18 protein-coding genes are annotated in these 14,354 nt (G+C 70.4%); 5 read left to right on the forward strand and 13 right to left on the reverse strand.

The genetic code is table 11. From position 1 onward, the window contains the following. The first annotated feature begins 93 nt into the window (after nt 1-93). Nucleotides 94-543, forward strand: a complete 450-nt coding sequence (locus ACQEUX_RS03270; RefSeq protein ID WP_433040843.1) for a nitroreductase family deazaflavin-dependent oxidoreductase — start codon at nt 94-96, stop codon at nt 541-543. Between the two features lie 105 nt (nt 544-648). Here the strand turns inward: ACQEUX_RS03270 and ACQEUX_RS03275 are convergent, their stop codons facing one another. The 13 genes from ACQEUX_RS03275 to ACQEUX_RS03335 form a co-directional block, all read right to left on the reverse strand. Then, nucleotides 649-2,307: an NAD(P)/FAD-dependent oxidoreductase gene (locus tag ACQEUX_RS03275; protein WP_433040846.1), complete on the reverse strand. Its 1,659-nt coding sequence runs from the start codon at nt 2,305-2,307 to the stop codon at nt 649-651. A gap of 64 nt (nt 2,308-2,371) precedes the next feature. Beyond that, entirely contained in the window at nt 2,372-2,827 is a 456-nt protein-coding gene (locus ACQEUX_RS03280; protein WP_433040849.1) for a cupin domain-containing protein, read from the reverse strand. A gap of 115 nt (nt 2,828-2,942) precedes the next feature. Further along, nucleotides 2,943-3,743, reverse strand: coding sequence for an SDR family NAD(P)-dependent oxidoreductase (locus tag ACQEUX_RS03285; protein ID WP_433040852.1), 801 nt, complete (start codon nt 3,741-3,743; stop codon nt 2,943-2,945). 27 nt (nt 3,744-3,770) lie between these two features. Continuing rightward, entirely contained in the window at nt 3,771-4,244 is a 474-nt protein-coding gene (locus ACQEUX_RS03290; RefSeq protein WP_433040855.1) for an anthrone oxygenase family protein, read from the reverse strand. Continuing rightward, nucleotides 4,241-5,470: an FAD-dependent monooxygenase gene (locus ACQEUX_RS03295; RefSeq protein ID WP_433040858.1), complete on the reverse strand. Its 1,230-nt coding sequence runs from the start codon at nt 5,468-5,470 to the stop codon at nt 4,241-4,243. Before ACQEUX_RS03295 ends, ACQEUX_RS03290 begins: the two co-directional genes overlap by 4 nt. Before the next feature lie 7 nt (nt 5,471-5,477). After that, nucleotides 5,478-5,798, reverse strand: coding sequence for an antibiotic biosynthesis monooxygenase family protein (locus ACQEUX_RS03300; protein ID WP_433040861.1), 321 nt, complete (start codon nt 5,796-5,798; stop codon nt 5,478-5,480). Between the two features lie 5 nt (nt 5,799-5,803). Next, entirely contained in the window at nt 5,804-6,118 is a 315-nt protein-coding gene (locus ACQEUX_RS03305; protein WP_433040864.1) for an antibiotic biosynthesis monooxygenase family protein, read from the reverse strand. After that, nucleotides 6,118-6,864 carry an SDR family oxidoreductase gene (locus ACQEUX_RS03310; RefSeq protein ID WP_433040867.1) on the reverse strand — a complete coding sequence of 249 codons (747 nt, stop codon included), beginning with the start codon at nt 6,862-6,864 and terminating at the stop codon, nt 6,118-6,120. The genes ACQEUX_RS03305 and ACQEUX_RS03310 overlap by 1 nt, the downstream gene beginning before the upstream one ends. Further along, nucleotides 6,861-7,580 (reverse strand): SRPBCC family protein, encoded by a 720-nt coding sequence (locus tag ACQEUX_RS03315; RefSeq protein WP_433040870.1) that lies wholly within the window; start codon nt 7,578-7,580, stop codon nt 6,861-6,863. Before ACQEUX_RS03315 ends, ACQEUX_RS03310 begins: the two co-directional genes overlap by 4 nt. A 41-nt stretch (nt 7,581-7,621) precedes the next feature. Then, the gene (locus ACQEUX_RS03320; RefSeq protein ID WP_433040873.1) at nt 7,622-8,905 is read right to left on the reverse strand and encodes a ketosynthase chain-length factor; all 1,284 of its coding nucleotides are present in this window, start codon (nt 8,903-8,905) and stop codon (nt 7,622-7,624) included. Between the two features lie 4 nt (nt 8,906-8,909). Continuing rightward, nucleotides 8,910-10,184 (reverse strand): beta-ketoacyl-[acyl-carrier-protein] synthase family protein, encoded by a 1,275-nt coding sequence (locus ACQEUX_RS03325; RefSeq protein WP_433049572.1) that lies wholly within the window; start codon nt 10,182-10,184, stop codon nt 8,910-8,912. Continuing rightward, on the reverse strand, nt 10,184-10,588 hold the full coding sequence (locus ACQEUX_RS03330) for a cupin domain-containing protein (protein ID WP_433040876.1): 405 nt from the start codon (nt 10,586-10,588) through the stop codon (nt 10,184-10,186). The genes ACQEUX_RS03325 and ACQEUX_RS03330 overlap by 1 nt, the downstream gene beginning before the upstream one ends. A gap of 28 nt (nt 10,589-10,616) precedes the next feature. Continuing rightward, nucleotides 10,617-10,943, reverse strand: coding sequence for a TcmI family type II polyketide cyclase (locus tag ACQEUX_RS03335; protein WP_433040879.1), 327 nt, complete (start codon nt 10,941-10,943; stop codon nt 10,617-10,619). Between the two features lie 280 nt (nt 10,944-11,223). On the opposite strand from ACQEUX_RS03335, the gene ACQEUX_RS03340 reads away from it, so the two are divergent. Genes ACQEUX_RS03340 through ACQEUX_RS03355 form a run of 4 tightly spaced genes read left to right on the forward strand, consistent with a single transcriptional unit; the run spans nt 11,224 to nt 14,311 of the window. Next, the gene (locus ACQEUX_RS03340) at nt 11,224-11,805 is read left to right on the forward strand and encodes a flavin reductase family protein (protein ID WP_433040882.1); all 582 of its coding nucleotides are present in this window, start codon (nt 11,224-11,226) and stop codon (nt 11,803-11,805) included. Continuing rightward, nucleotides 11,802-12,641, forward strand: a complete 840-nt coding sequence (locus ACQEUX_RS03345) for an AfsR/SARP family transcriptional regulator (protein WP_433040885.1) — start codon at nt 11,802-11,804, stop codon at nt 12,639-12,641. The genes ACQEUX_RS03340 and ACQEUX_RS03345 overlap by 4 nt, the downstream gene beginning before the upstream one ends. Further along, nucleotides 12,638-12,835: a DUF6059 family protein gene (locus tag ACQEUX_RS03350; protein WP_433040888.1), complete on the forward strand. Its 198-nt coding sequence runs from the start codon at nt 12,638-12,640 to the stop codon at nt 12,833-12,835. Before ACQEUX_RS03345 ends, ACQEUX_RS03350 begins: the two co-directional genes overlap by 4 nt. Nucleotides 12,836-12,853: 18 nt before the next feature. Beyond that, nucleotides 12,854-14,311 (forward strand): MFS transporter, encoded by a 1,458-nt coding sequence (locus ACQEUX_RS03355; protein ID WP_433040891.1) that lies wholly within the window; start codon nt 12,854-12,856, stop codon nt 14,309-14,311. The last annotated feature ends 43 nt before the right edge of the window (nt 14,312-14,354 follow it).

Below are 14,354 nucleotides of genomic sequence, written 5' to 3' on the forward strand. Positions count from 1 at the left end.
CAGACGGGCGGCCGAAGAGCAACTTCGGCGAGGCGGGACCGAGGTACGGCAGGGATACTGAGGATTTGCCGATCGCCGTCGGGAGAGTGCGACATGGCCGTCATCACACCGCGCAACCGCGTCCGCAACCGGATCGTCATCGCCCTGCACCGGATCGGCCTGCCGATCGGCCCGATGGCCCTGCTGACCGTCGCGGGCCGCCGCAGCGGCCGGCCGCGTACCACGCCGGTGGCGCCCGTCGTGATCGCTGGGAGCCGCTACCTGGTCGAGGCATACCCGGGATCGGACTGGGTGCGCAACGCCCGCGCTGCCGGACGAGGGACGCTCACCCGCGGCCGGCAGCGCCAAGAGGTGGACCTCACCGAGGTGCCGTCGGCTGATCGCGGTCCGATCCTGCGCGAGTTCCCGACGCAGAACCCGCGCGGTGCCGGGGCGTTCGTGCGAAACGGCATCGTCGAGTCACCCACGCCGGAGGCGTTCGCGCAGGCCGCCTCGCGTTGCCCGGTATTCCGGGCCACGCCGCGCAGGGCGGACCCGGCCTGACGGCGGATCCACCGGGCGGACGCGACCGGTCGGGCGGGGCGGACGCGTCCTGCCGGTGTCGTATCGGCGCGAAGAAGTGCCGTCCGGGCGGGCCGCCCGTGGTTGTCAGGTCGGCATGACCATCGCGTCGTCGACTGCGGCCGGCAGCGGCCGCCCCCGCACATCGACGCCGGTCGTCAGGTAGCGGAGCTCGTCCGGGCCCTCGTGGCGCAACCAGTGTGCCATCCGGCGCAGATCGGCCGGTTGCGGATAAATGAACCGGCAGCCCGGGTCCCGCAGGCCCAGGTGCTCCAGCACGACCGGCGAGTTCTGCACCGCCGTCATCAGCTCCTTGCCGGCGTCAGCAGCGCTGCGCTCGCCACGGTCGACCGCCTCGCACAGCCGCACCATCTCGACGAACAGCGACTGATAGCCGGGGGAGCCGGGCACCGGCGAGCCGGGATACGCGGCCTGTTCCATGGCACGCAGCACCCCGTCGTCGCCGGACTCGACGTACCGCTCGGTGAACCGGTCGAAACGCAGGTTGATCGGCACCTCGGCGGCGCACCAGACGCGGTACACCGCGTTCCACAGGCTGTGGTCGGAGAACGATACGAACGAACAGTTGACCAGCTCGTCGTTGTACTTGATCAGGCCCTGCTGGAGGTCCTCGACGTACTGGAAGCGGGTGGTGTCGAAGTCGTCCTCGGCCAGCGCCTCCAGCAGCCGCCAGGCCAGCGAGTTGATCACCTCACCGGTGTTGGTGAGGCCACGGGAGTAGAGCGGGTCGATGAAGCCGGCTGCGTGCGACATCAGGCACCAGCGGTATCCCACGGTCCGCTCCGAGGTGTACTGGATGCGGTTGGCCGACACCCATGGCCGGACGGTACGGGCCGGCCGGAACATCCGGTCGACCACCGGGAAACGAGCCGCGAACTGCCGGAACTCCTCCTCGGGGCTGACGTCGTCCGGTTTCGGGTACCGGCGCTCGTCGAACGTCAGACCCACGCTCACCAATGGGTTCCTGGAGTCGGCAGTGTTGTTGAACGGGATCGACCAGAACCAGCCCCGCTCGAAGGTGTGGTGCATGGTGCCCTCGACCCACGGGATCGGCGGGCGGTCCCCGGCATCCACCCGCAGACACTCGTCGGTCGGTAGCACGCCGATCATGTGGGTGAACATCGACCGCGAGTGGTGCTTGAGTGCACTGCCGGGCTTGCGCAGGTTCAGCATCGCGGCGAGTGGGGAGCGGAAGCCGCTGGCGTCGACCAGGTAGCGGCCCTCATACCGGTCGCCGTCGCGGCCGATCAGCGCGACGTGGTCGTCGGCCAGTTCCACGTCCTGCACGGCGAACCCCTGGCGCACGTCGCAGCCGTGGCGGATCGCGGTGTGGAAGAGATAGGCGTCGGTGTCCTGGCGGAACAGGTGACTTGTCTGGAGCACCTTCGACGGCGGGCTGAACTGGTTGAACTCAGCCGGGTCGGGCTCCTTGCCCTCCTCGTGCCGAATGAACCCGAAGTGCCGCTTGGTGCCGCTGGTCGGCCCAATCTGATCCCGGCACCCCGAGTACGAGGTGAGCGGCTCCAGTTCGGGTACCTGGTATCGGCGGGCCAGCAGCCGGAAGACCTTCAGCGTGTACAGCGTGGTGGACTCGCCGACGGCGAACCGCGGATGCACGGCGCCGTCCAACAGCAGCACCGAGACGCCTTGGCGGGCGAGGATCGCGCCCAGGGTCGCGCCGGCGATACCGGAGCCCAGGATGAGTACGTCATGGCGACGGGACATCGGTCCTCCAACCTCGATCGGCGGACGGCCGGGGGCATCCCTGCTCCCGGCCGTCCCTGGTGGTTTAGTCCTGTGAGGCCGGCATGGCGAACTCGTGCTTGCCGCGCGGTACGGTGAAGCCGCGCATGTTGTGCTTGCTGGCGAGTTCCTGCATCTGCTGCCAGTCCGGCTTGCCACCAGCGACCAACTCGGCCAGCCCGATGAAGAAGTTCTCCACCCCACCGGGTGTGGCGATCACCAAGAGCTGGCCGGGCTCGTCGCCGATGTTGAGGAAGCGGTGCGGTACGCCGCGCGGGCCGTAGATCACAGTCCCGGCGGAAATCACCTCGGTGACCCCGCCGACCTCGAACTCGTAGGTGCCCTTGTTGACGAAGAACGCCTCGTCGGAGCTCTCGTGCACGTGCAACGGCGGACCGCTCTTTGGCGCCGTGGTGATCTGGTAGAAGCTGTACAGGCCACCGGTGTCCTCCTTGCGCAGCAGGAAGCGGCCCTCCTCCCCGAACCAGCAGACTGGTTCCACGTCATCGCGGTTGACAACTTTTCGCTCGGGCTTTGACACGGTGTTCCCTTTCTCAACGGGCGAAGGGCCGGGCTGTAGTCAACCGGCCGGCGGTTAGGGGCCGATAAAGGACGGTTCACGCGAACGTGGTTCCGCCGTCGGCAAGGACACACGCACCGGTTAGGTAGGACGAACGCGGCGAGGCCAGGAACGCGATGGTCTCGGCCACGTCCCGTGGGGTGCCGTTGCGGCGCACCGCCGCTCGGGCGGCTACCGCACGGCGCTGCTCCTGCGGAATGAGGTCCGCGAGCTCGGTGAGGATCAGGTTGGGCTCCACCGCGTTGACCCGGACGCCGTGCGGGCCGGCCTCCAGGGCCAGGGTCCGCACCGCGGCCTGTACGCCGGCCTTGGCCACCGCCAGCGGCAGGAATCCGGGCGCCGGACGCCGGGCCAGTGCGGCGCCCACCGCGACCACCGCACCCTCGCGGCGGGCGATCATCGCCGGCAGCACCGCCCGCGTGGTCAGGAACAGGGCCTTTAGCTGCCGGGTTACCACTCGCTCCAGGTCGTCCCAGGTCAGCTCGGTGGCCAACGCCACCCGGGCGTCGTGCGCGCCCAACCCGGCCGCGTTCAGCACCAGCACGTCGACCGCGCCGAGCTCGGAGCCGGTCGCGGTGACCAGGTCGTCCACCTGGTCCGGGTCGGTCACGTCAGCGCGGATGGCGACCGCGTCGCCGCCCCGCTTGCGGATCAGGTCGACCACCTCCTGGGCCCGGTCGGCGTCCTGCCGGTAGTTCACCGCCACCCGGGCGCCCCGGGCGGCCAGCAGTTGGGCGGTGGCTGCGCCGATGCCGGCGCCTGCGCCGGTCACCAGTGCCACCCGGCCCTCGAAGTCCGGCGGCTCTGGGCCGTCCGGGAAGATGTCCACGCTGCCCACTCGAATCTCCTCACCATGTCGTGTCGATCAGACCCAGGCCAGCCAGCAGCCGCCGAGCCCAGCGCCGAAGGCCAGCACCGCCGCCACGGTGCGCCAGCGGTTGGCCCGCGCCCACCGGCCGCGCAGCGCCCGCCACCCGTCCGGGATCTCGCCCGCCTCCGCCCACGCGCCGATTCGCCGGTTCATCCGGACGTTGCGCAGTTCGGAGATCAACGCGACCCCGGCCACCGCGGCCAGCGCCGTGCCGAAGACCACCCGGGCGGCGGCGTTGGGTGCCAGGAAGCACAGCGCCAGCCCGCAGGCCAGCGCCACCTTGTTGACCGTCGGCATCAGCGGGTCGAATCCGGGATCGAGCAGGCGGTGCACCTGCGACCAGGTCTGCCGAGGCAGGCTCAGCAGCATCGGCACCACCGCGCGATCCACCGCCACGAGCGCACCGGCCAGCGTCCCGGTGCACAGCACGAACACCACGGCCAGCGCGGCGGCCACCACCTCGCTCACGTCGGTGGCCGGGCCGCCACCGGCAGCACCGGGCCGCGTTCCAGCCGGTCATCCATCATCAGGGCGTACGACTGCGACCGGGCCACGCTATCGAAGAAGGCGACCATGAACAGGTCGCGCAGCCGGCACAGCACCCTGTTGTGCGCCAACCCCAGGGTGCCGATCCGCCACGAGGTGGTGACCATGTCGGCTGTCCGGGCTCGGCGGGACTCCTCGAAGGCCCGCAGCGTCCTTGGCAGATCGTCGGTGTCCGCGCGCCCGAGCACCGCGGCCAGCGCTACCGCGCTCTCGATCGCCTGCCCGGCGCCCTGGCTGAGGTTCAGCGTCATCGGGTGTGCGGCGTCGCCGATCAGCACCATCCGTCCCCGCGACCAGCCGCCGGCTGGCGGCCGGTCGAAGATGTTCACCGGTAGGACCGCAGCCTCTTCGGTGGACCGGATGATCTGGCCGACCGGTTCCGGCCAGTCCCGGTACGCCTCGGCCAGCGCTGCGGTCCTGTCCCGGTTCACTGTGTCGATGGCGGCCGCGGCCCGGTCACTGGTTATCGCGTCCCAATAGACCTCCTCGGCATTCAGTCGGCAATACAGGAACCGCAGCCCGCCCCGGCCCCACAGGTTGAAGAACGTCCCGGTCGGTACGACGTCCTCGCCGGGCAGCCGGGTGATCGCCTGCCAGGCGGTGTACCCGGCGTAGCGTGGGGGTGTCTCGAACCCGTGCCTCAGCGTGCCGCGGACCACCGAACGCAACCCATCCGCGCCGATCAGCACGTCACCATGCGCTGTGGAGCCGTCCGCGAAGTGCGCGGTCACCCCGTCCGCGTCCTCGGTGTACCCGGTGCAGCGGGCACCGAGCCGGACTCGGTCGGCCCCCACCGCGTCGGTGAGGACCCGATGCAGATGCGAGCGCCGCAATGCGCACGCCGGCGCGCCGATCCGCTCGGTCGGCCCGTCCAGGTGCCAACGGGCGAGTCGCCGGCCGGTGTCCGAGCGGAACTCGTGGTACCGCATGTGCACTGAGCCGGCCGCCACCGCCTCGTCCAGGCCGATCCGGCGCAACGCCAACACGGCGTTGTGCCAGAGCATGAACCCGCCGCCGCTGAGCAGCCGGTCCGGGTTCGGGCGGGCCTCGTACACCTCGGTGTCGATGCCCTGTCGCAGTAGACCGGCTGCGGCGGTCAGACCACCGATCCCAGCACCGATCACCAGGGCCTTGCGCAGCGTGGCCATCGCCGGCTCAGGTGTGCGACGGCACGCTGTCGAGCCGGGCGCGCAGGTCGAAGATCCGCCGCTCGATGCCGCCGCCGCTCCAGTAGGGGAACATTGGCGCCGCCACCTCCCGGTGTGACGGTGCGTCCTCCCAGGCGCGGAACGCCCCTTCGCTCTCCCACTCGGCCAGCAGGATGTACCGGCCGGCCTCCTCGGCGTCGCGCAGCAGCTCGTCCCGGATGTGCCCGGGGGTGCCCCGGACCACCGCGGCGACCTGGCGGTAGGCGTCCTCGAACGCCTCCCGATGCTCGTCGGCGATACGGGCAGACACCATGATGCGTACGGGCATGACATTCACCTCTCGACAGGGGGTTGGGCGGGCACGTGCTCGACGGTCTCGAGCACACGTTTGCGGGCGCCGTCGCGGAACTGCTCCAGACGCGCACTCAGCTCGGCACGTTCCGGGCTGCGCTGGAACGCATCCAGGGCGTCCGGACCGGACCAGTCGGCCATGATCACGTGATCGGCGGGGCGGTCCGGGTCCCGCAGCAGGGTCTGGGCGACGCTGCCGGGCAGCCGGGCCGCCCGCCGTGCGGTCTCCAGCCAGGCTGCCCGGAACGCGTCCTCGGCGCCGGGCCGGACGGTCATCTCCAGCACCGTGCGCAGCATCAGATGCCGCCGTCCACGTCGAGCGTGGCACCGGTGACGTACCGGGCGGCGTCGGAGATCAGGAACAGCACAACGTCGGCGATCTCCTCCGGCCGGCCCAGCCGGTGCAGGGAGATCATTTGTTCGTACCGGGCTCGGCCTTCCGGGGTCACCGCATCCATCTGGTCGGTCTCCACCAGGCCGGAGGCGACGCAGTTGACCCGGATGCCGCGGCCGCCGAATTCCTTGGCGAGCGCCCGGGTCAGTCCCATCACACCGGCCTTGGACGCCACGTAGTGCGCCGCGCCCGGCATCCCGTGGTGGGCGACCGCCGAGCTGATATTGACGACGGAGCCGGTTGCCGCGAAGTGCGGCAGCGCGGCCCGCGTCAGGTGGTACGCCCCGGTCAGGTTGGTGTCCAGGATCCGCCGCCACTCGTCCGGGTCGAGGTCGGCCAGCGGCAGGTGGCTGATCACGCCGGCGTTGTTCACCACCGCATCGATCGGTCCGTGTGCGTCCACCGCGTCCGCGCAGAACCGCTCGGCCTGGTCGTACGCCCGGATGTCGCACCGCAGCAGTGTGCCGGTCGCGCCGCGGGCCTTGAGTTCCCGGCGCAGCGACTCGACCTGCTCGCTCTCGTTGACGTAGCAGGCGGTCACCGCCGCGCCCTGGCCGGCCAGAGCCAACACGGTGGCCCGGCCGATGCCCCGGGATCCGCCGGTGACCAGCACGTGCCGCCCGGCGAGCGCGAAGTTCAGGGCGCTCACCTGGGCACCGCCGCGTCACTGCGGCGGGCCGCGGCCGCCTCCACCCGCTCTTTGATCAGCTTGAGCTGGACAGCCGAGTTGGTGTTGATCCGCTCGGTCATGACGGCGTCGTCCACCGGCGCCTGCGGGCGCATGTGGAACTCCTGCCTCCAGCGCATCTCGATGCCTTCCGGAGTGGGGCGGTACGTCCAGTGGATGTTCATGAACTCGAACGGTCCGGTCTCCACCCGATGTGCCCATACGCTCAGTGCGGCGCGGTCCGCCATCCGCTCGGACACCCAGCTCCACACCGTGCCGTCCGGGTCGGGGTGCATGGTCAGCCGAAACCGCACGGTGTTGCCGGCGCGGTGCAGGATCTCCACGCTCGCGTACTCGCTGAACAGGTCCGGCCAGTTCTCGACGTCGTTGGTCAGCTCCCAGACCAGGTCCAGTGGCGCATCGATCACGATGCTGTTCTCGGTGTGTGCTACCGGCGGACGCAGCCGTTCGTTGATCAGGCCGAGGATCTCCGGCAGGCGGGTCACCCCGTCGGCGTCGAGCCGTATGTCGTACCGGTTCTCCACCTCGGTGATCACGTTGAGCAGGGCCAGCGAGTCCACCCCGAGGTCCTCGAGGGTGATCGCCGGGTCGCCGGTGTCGAGTACCTGCGACGGGACGCCGGTACAACGCTCCACAATGGTCAGAAACTCCGGATAACTCAGTGACGTCGCGGTCATCGGATGTGGGTCCTCTCCTGAAGATGTACTCAACCGGGCCGTCACGCACTGACCGCGCGTACGACGACCGCGGAGTTGAAACCGCCGTAGCCCCGGGCGATCACCAGCGCGGTACGCAGGTCGGCCGCGCGGGGATCGCCGACCAGGTCGATGCGGTGCTCGGGGTCGACGGTGACCGCGCCGCCGGTCGGCGGGATGATCTGGTGACGCAGGGCCAGCAGGGCGGTGACCACGTCCAGCGGTGCGCCGCCGGCGTACAGCCGCCCGTATCCCGCCTTGGGCGCGGTGACCGGAACGCCGTACGGGCCGAACACCTCACTCAGGCACGCCGCCTCGGCGCGGTCGAGCTCCCGTGTGCCGGCCGCGTCCGCGAGGACCACGTCCACGTCGGCCGGGGTCAGGCCCGCGTCGGCCAGCGCCAGTTCGATCGCGCGACGCAGCGGCGACGGTCCGGGAGCGGCCGGGACGCCGGGCGGGGGGTCGAACGTGGCGGCATGACCGGCGATCTCGCCGTACGGCGTGCCAGCGCCACGGTCGGCTGCGCCGTCCGACGACTCCAGCACCAGGATCGCACCGCCCTCGCCGGGGACGTGTCCGGCGGCACCGGCGTCGAACGGCAGGTAGGCCCGGCCTGGGTCGGTGCCGGTGCTCAGCCGGCCGGACGTCAGCTGGCAGGTCAGCGCGTACGGGCTCAGCGGCGCCTCGGTGCCGCCGGTCAGCACCGCCCGGGCGTCGCCGCGCAGCACCGCCGAGCGAGCAAGCCCGATCGCATCCAGGCCACCAGCCTGCTCGGCCACGGCGACTCCGCACGGCCCCTGCATGCCGTGCCGGATAGAAAGCTGCCCGGTCGTGGCGGCATAGAACCAGGCGATCGACTGGTACGGACCGACGTACCGCGGCCCCTTGGACCACAATGCCTGGATCTCACGTTGCCCGAACGCGTTGCCCCCGGACGAGGAGGCGGTGATAACACCCAGGTCGTACGGGTTGAAGTCGGTTGGGTCGAGATTGGCATCCCGCAGCGCCTCGTCGGCCGCTCGCAGCGCGAACTGGCTCCACCGGTCGGTTTGTAGCACGAGCCTGGGATCCACCCCCGGCACCACCTCGGGGCCCTGCACCTCCCCGACCACGGGCACCGGAAAGTCGTCCGCGGCGAACCGGGTGATCGGACCCAGCCCGTTGCGGGCGGCCAGTACGGCCTCCCAGAAATCGTTGGCGCCGGACGCGCTCGGCGCGATGGCGGAGATGCCGGTGACCACCGCGCGCCGGGTGGCCGGCACGTCTCCCGCTGCCGCGGTGCCGGTCGTCGCGGTGTCGCCAGTCATGTTGTCAGTCATCGCGGACCGCCGCTCCCGGCGCGGTCAGCAGCATCGCCGTCTGGAAGCCGCCGAAGCCGCTGCCCACGCTCAGTACCGTGCGGGTCCGGTGTTGGCGTGCGGTCAGCGGCACATAGTCCAAGCCCAGCTCGGGATCGGGATGGTGCAGGTTCGCCGTGGGCGGCACTGTGTCGGTCTCGATGGCCAGTGCGCAGGCGACGAGTTCCAGTGCGCCGATCGCACCCAGCGAGTGCCCCACCATCGACTTGATCGAGCTCACCGGTACGTGGTGTGCGTGCTCCCCGAGCGCCGACCTGAACGCGGCGGTTTCGTGCCTGTCGTTCTGCCGGGTGCCCGACCCGTGCGCGTTGACGTAGTCGACCGCCTCGGCGGGCAGCCCGGCGCGCTCGAGTGACACCCGGATCGCCTCGGCCATCTCCCGCCCGTCCGGGCGCAGGCCGGTCATGTGGAACGCGTTGCTGCGCTGTGCGTACGCCGCGACGCCGCAGTAGATCCGGGCGCCGCGTCGGCGGGCCGCCGACTCCTCCTCCAGCACCAGAACGGCCGCGCCCTCGCCCAGCACGAACCCGTCACGGTCCCGATCGAATGGCCGGGATGCGTGCTCCGGATCGTCGTTGTTGGCGGAGGTCGCCTTGATCGCGTCGAAGCAGGCCACCGAGATGGGCGAGATCGGCGCGTCGGTGGCGCCGGCCAACACCAGGTCGGCCGTACCGTTTTCGATGTACTGCGCGCCCTGGATCACGGAGTCCAGGCCCGAGGTGCACCCGGTGGACACCACCCGCACCGGGCCCTGCGCGCCGGCGGTCCAGGCGACCTCGGCGGCCAGTGCGCTCGGCACCAAGGCGTCGTACAGGTGCGGATACGGGTCGTTGGCGCGGACCACCCACCGGCTGCCGTGGTCGCTGACCCGTACGTACTGCCGCTCCAGGGTGACCGTCGAACCCACCGCGCTGCCGATCGAGACGCCGACCCGGTGCGGCGGCAGGTCGCCGGTCTCCGCGCCGCTGTCCGCGAGTGCCTCCCGGGCGGCCACCACGGCGAACTGTGCGGCGCGGTCCATCCGGCCGATCTCGGCCGGGCTCAGCCCCGAGGCAGCCGGGTCGAAGTCGCACTCGGCGGCGATTCGGGACCGGTATCCCGAGGCGTCGAAATGGCTGATCGCCCGGGTCGCGGTGCGTCCTTCGGTGAGCAGGTTCCAGAAGGCCTTGGCGCCTACCCCACCGGGGGCCACCACGCCGATCCCGGTCACCACAGCCCGGCGCGGCATCATGTCCCCGCCTGATCCGGTAGCTGTTCGGTATCCACGTGACCGAGTTCCGGGCGCGGCGCCAACGGACCCAGCTGAAAGACCAGGAAGGCCTCCGTATCAGCGGTGTTCTCCAGCCGGTGCCGCACGTTGGGTTGCAGGTGCAACGCCTCGCCAGCGGCCAGCGGGACCCGTTCGCCGTCGATCCGGGCGGTGATCGCCCCGGAGACGAGGTAGAGGAACTCTTCCGAGTATGGGTGGTAGTGCTCGGTCACCACCTCACCGGGCGCCAGCGTGAGCACCCCCATGAAACCCGATGTCGTGCCAGCCGTCGCCGGGCTCAGCAAGGTCCGCAGGTCGCCGCCGCGACGTCGGTTCGGCAGCACGTCAGCCGCCGCGATCTTGGTCATTCGGTCGCTGGTCATCCCAGTCCTCCCCTATCCGTCGGGCCGGTCAGCGGTCCGCCCGCCACGTGTAGAACTCCTTCGCCATCGCGTCCTCCGGGCCACGCCAGTTCTCCGGGTCGTACGCCGTGATGTGCGGGCGTAGCTGCTCGCTGACGTTCTGGAACAAATCGCCGTCACGAACTTTCGCGATGGCCGGCCGCGCGTCGGTGCCGGACAGGAAGAAGTGCATGTAGAGGTCGCCGAAGCGGTACAGCCGACGCTCTCGAACACCGATCACATGCGGCAGTTCGCCGGCGTCCGACTCGGCGAAGATTCGCTTGACGTCGGCCTCGGCTCCAGGTTTCATGCGGGCCACGATCAGGGTGCTGCGCATTTGCTCGGTCCTCCCCTTCCGCGATGCCGCTCGGCACGCGGCACACGCAGATTCCCGTGCCGCACTAAAGCGTCGATGAGGGCCGGGAAAAATTTCCGCCGCAGGTCGTGGCCCTGTACGGGACCCTCCAGAATTGCTTTGTCTGGGCGCATTCCCGGGTCCGCAGGATAGTGATCATCGGTCTGACCTGCGGATACTTCATCCCGGACGGCAAAAGTAGGTACGTCCTCCTCCTTTGGTACGTAGGCGGGCCCCGCGTTCGTCGTTACGCTCGCCGCACTTGCCGCGACGCACCGTATTGCCGGTCCGCGTGCGCTTCTCTGGGGGTAAAATGGACATCCTTACCGTTCCGCAATCAGAGGAACCGCCACCCGCTCCGATTAACGGACGGATGCTGCGCGAAGTCTGCGGGCGATTCCTGACCGGAGTCGCGGTGATCACCTGCCGGGGCGACGACAGCGAGCCGATCGGGCTCACCGTCAATTCCTTCACCTCGGTGTCGCTTGAACCGCCGCTGGTGCTGTTCTGCGTGCACCGTGACTCCCGGGCCCTGGCCGCGGTCCGCGCCGCCGGCACCTTCGCAGTCAACATCCTGGCCTCCGACCAGGTGGCGCTCTGCCGGGCCTTCGCCGCACGCGCCACCGCCGGGTTCGGCGGGCTCGCCCATCACCCGGCCTCCACCGGTTCACCGGTCCTCGGCGACTCCCTGGCCTATCTGGACTGCCGCCTGCATGCGGTGTTTTCCGGCGGCGACCACGAGATCGTGGTCGGGCGGGTGGTCGACCTGGGCCTGCTCCGCGAGGAACGCCCGCTCGCGTTCTTCCGCAGCGCCCACCCTCGTTTCGAGGAGGTTCCCGCGTGACCACCCTGCTGACGCTGCCCGCGCCCGGGGAAGCGGTGGACCGGGACAGCCGGCCCGTCGCCCTCCGGCTGCTCGGCCCGCTCGAGATCGTGGTCGACGGCGAGGAAGTGCCACTGCCGCAGCGCAAGCTCCGCCAGTTGCTCGCCGCTCTGCTGATCCGGGCCAACACCACGGCCTCCAACGAACTGCTCATCCGTGAGCTGTGGGGCGACCGGCCACCGCCAACCGCGCTGGCGGCCCTGCGTGTCTACGTCTCCCAGCTGCGCAAGTTCCTGGTCCGACACAGCCTCGAAGGACGCTGCACGCTGGGCACCCGTGCGCCCGGCTATCGGATGCAGGTCGCCGACGGCATCCTTGATGTGGCGCTCTTCGAGCAGCAGTGCGCCCGCGCGCTGGCCTCCGCCGAGGCCGGCCATCTGGAACTCGCCTCGCAGACCTACCACGAGGCGCTCGCCCTGCGTCGCGGTCCGGCCTTGGAGGACCTGCGGGACAGCCCGGTCCTGGCCGGCGCCGCCCTGCAGCACGACGAGGCCTGGGCCACGGCGCTGAAGCGCCGGATTGATCTCGACCTGATGCTCGGCCGGCACCTCGAACTCGTCGGCGAACTGCGTCGGCTGGTTGTCGAGGACCCGCTCAACGAAGTCTTCTGCGCCCGGCTCATGGTAGCCCTGTACCGCAGCGGCCGCAGCGGTGACGCACTTGCCTTCTACCGCCGTACCCGGGCGAAGTTGATTGAGGAACTGGGCATCGAGCCCGGCCTCGATCTCCGCCTCGCTCACCAGGCCGTGCTCACCGACGACGCCGGCTTCCAACTGCGCCCGCGGATCCCGGCATGAGCTGTCGCCGCTGGTGGCGACGGCTGAGGTGGGCCGTCTGGGACGGCATGGTCGCCTACGGCAGATTCACTTTGGGAGTGCCGGAAATCCTTGACGGCCCATCTCCTGGGCACCCGGAACGGTGCTGCCCGGAGCAGCCCCTCACCGACACCGAACGGGCGCTCGCCCGCCAGCTCAGCCGGCGCTACCGGTAGCCGATGCGAGGAGATCCCATGTCGACCGAGGTCCGTAACCCCGAGGTCCCGCCCGCCGCGGGCACGGCCCACCCGGGGCTGGCCCTGCTCGTCCTCGTCACCGCCGAACTCATGGTGGTGCTCGACGCGACCATCGTGAACATCGCGCTGCCCAGCATCCGGACCGACCTCGGCATGTCGGTCGGCGCGTTGTCCTGGATCGTCACCGCGTACGCCCTGGCGTTCGGCGGTCTGATGCTGCTCGGCGGCCGTGCCGGCGATCTCTTCGGCCGCCGCCGCGTGTTCCGCCTCGGCATCGTCGTCTTCGTGCTGGCCTCACTGCTCGGTGGTCTGGCCCCGACCGCGGCGCTGTTGATCGGCGCCCGGATCCTGCAGGGCGTCGGCGCCGCCATCACCGCGCCCACCGCCCTGTCGCTGATCACCACCACGTTCGCGGAGGGCAGGCTCCGCAACCGTGCGATGGGTGCCTGGGCGGCGATGGCCGGCATCGGTTCCACCATCGGCCTGCTCCTCGGCGGTGTCATCACGCAATACCTGGACTGGCGGTGGGTGCTGCTGCTGAACATCCCGATCGGCATCGCGGTGCTGGCCGGAACCGTCGTGCTGCGCGAACCAGACCGGGATCGCGGGGGTCTGGGCCTGCTCGGCGCGCTCACCGGCACCGGTGGCCTGCTGGCCCTGGTCTACGCGATCAGCCGCGGGGGAGAGCCGGCGTGGTACGCCGGCGCCGCGGGGCTGCTCGTCGCGTTCGCGGTGATCCAGGCCCGCAGCCGGAACCCAATGCTGCCGGCACGGGTCTTGCGGGACCGCACCCGGGCCGGGTCGTACGCCACTATGTTCTTCGTCGGCATGGGCATGTTCGCCACGTTCTACTTCCTGACCCTCTATGTGCAGCAGGTGCTGGGCTACAGCGCGATCCGCGCCGGGCTGGCCTACCTGCCGTTCAACGTGGGGGTCGGCATCATGGCGGCGGTCAGTTCCCGGTTGGTGGCCAGGGTGCCGCCCCGCGTGGTCAGCGCGCCCGGCCTGGTCGTCGCAGCCGGGGGAATGGCGTGGCTCAGCACTCTCACGCCGCACTCGTCCTACTGGACCACCCTGATGCCGGCGATGTTCCTGGTCGCCCTCGGGCTCGGAGCCACGTTCGTGCCGATGACGCTGTGCTCTGTCCGCGGGGTGGCCGACAGCGACTCGGGCATCGCGGCCGCCGTCCTCAACACTGCCCAGCAGATCGGCGGAGCCGTCGGGCTGGCCGTGCTTGCGGCGATCTCCCAGGCGTACGCGCACGACCGTCTCGACGGGGCCGAAACCTATCTGAACGGCAATTCCGCGCTGCTGCCACAGGCGCTTGACGCACTGACGTATGGGTACACCCGGGCGTTCGTGGTCGCCGGGGCGGTGTTCCTGGTCGCGCTGGCCATCGTGGCGACCGTGGTGAACGCCGGTCCGCAGGACCGGGGGACGCGTCCCGCAGGCTGATGGTGGACCGCGAGAGGCCCCGGGTGCCGGACCAACGCGTCCG

The sequence above is a fragment of the Micromonospora sp. CA-259024 genome, from assembly GCF_050936255.1.
Taxonomy (GTDB): domain Bacteria; phylum Actinomycetota; class Actinomycetes; order Mycobacteriales; family Micromonosporaceae; genus Micromonospora.

Bases quoted from the DNA above. Each gene is read 5' to 3' on its own strand.
- ACQEUX_RS03270 (WP_433040843.1), top strand. From the start codon at position 94: ATGGCCGTCATCACACCGCGCAACCGCGTCCGCAACCGGATCGTCATC.
- ACQEUX_RS03275 (WP_433040846.1), bottom strand. From the start codon at position 2,307: ATGTCCCGTCGCCATGACGTACTCATCCTGGGCTCCGGTATCGCCGGC.
- ACQEUX_RS03295 (WP_433040858.1), bottom strand. From the start codon at position 5,470: ATGGCCACGCTGCGCAAGGCCCTGGTGATCGGTGCTGGGATCGGTGGT.
- ACQEUX_RS03300 (WP_433040861.1), bottom strand. From the start codon at position 5,798: ATGCCCGTACGCATCATGGTGTCTGCCCGTATCGCCGACGAGCATCGG.
- ACQEUX_RS03305 (WP_433040864.1), bottom strand. From the start codon at position 6,118: ATGCTGCGCACGGTGCTGGAGATGACCGTCCGGCCCGGCGCCGAGGAC.
- ACQEUX_RS03315 (WP_433040870.1), bottom strand. From the start codon at position 7,580: ATGACCGCGACGTCACTGAGTTATCCGGAGTTTCTGACCATTGTGGAG.
- ACQEUX_RS03320 (WP_433040873.1), bottom strand. From the start codon at position 8,905: ATGACTGGCGACACCGCGACGACCGGCACCGCGGCAGCGGGAGACGTG.
- ACQEUX_RS03325 (WP_433049572.1), bottom strand. From the start codon at position 10,184: ATGCCGCGCCGGGCTGTGGTGACCGGGATCGGCGTGGTGGCCCCCGGT.
- ACQEUX_RS03330 (WP_433040876.1), bottom strand. From the start codon at position 10,588: ATGACCAGCGACCGAATGACCAAGATCGCGGCGGCTGACGTGCTGCCG.
- ACQEUX_RS03335 (WP_433040879.1), bottom strand. From the start codon at position 10,943: ATGCGCAGCACCCTGATCGTGGCCCGCATGAAACCTGGAGCCGAGGCC.
- ACQEUX_RS03350 (WP_433040888.1), top strand. From the start codon at position 12,638: ATGAGCTGTCGCCGCTGGTGGCGACGGCTGAGGTGGGCCGTCTGGGAC.
- ACQEUX_RS03355 (WP_433040891.1), top strand. From the start codon at position 12,854: ATGTCGACCGAGGTCCGTAACCCCGAGGTCCCGCCCGCCGCGGGCACG.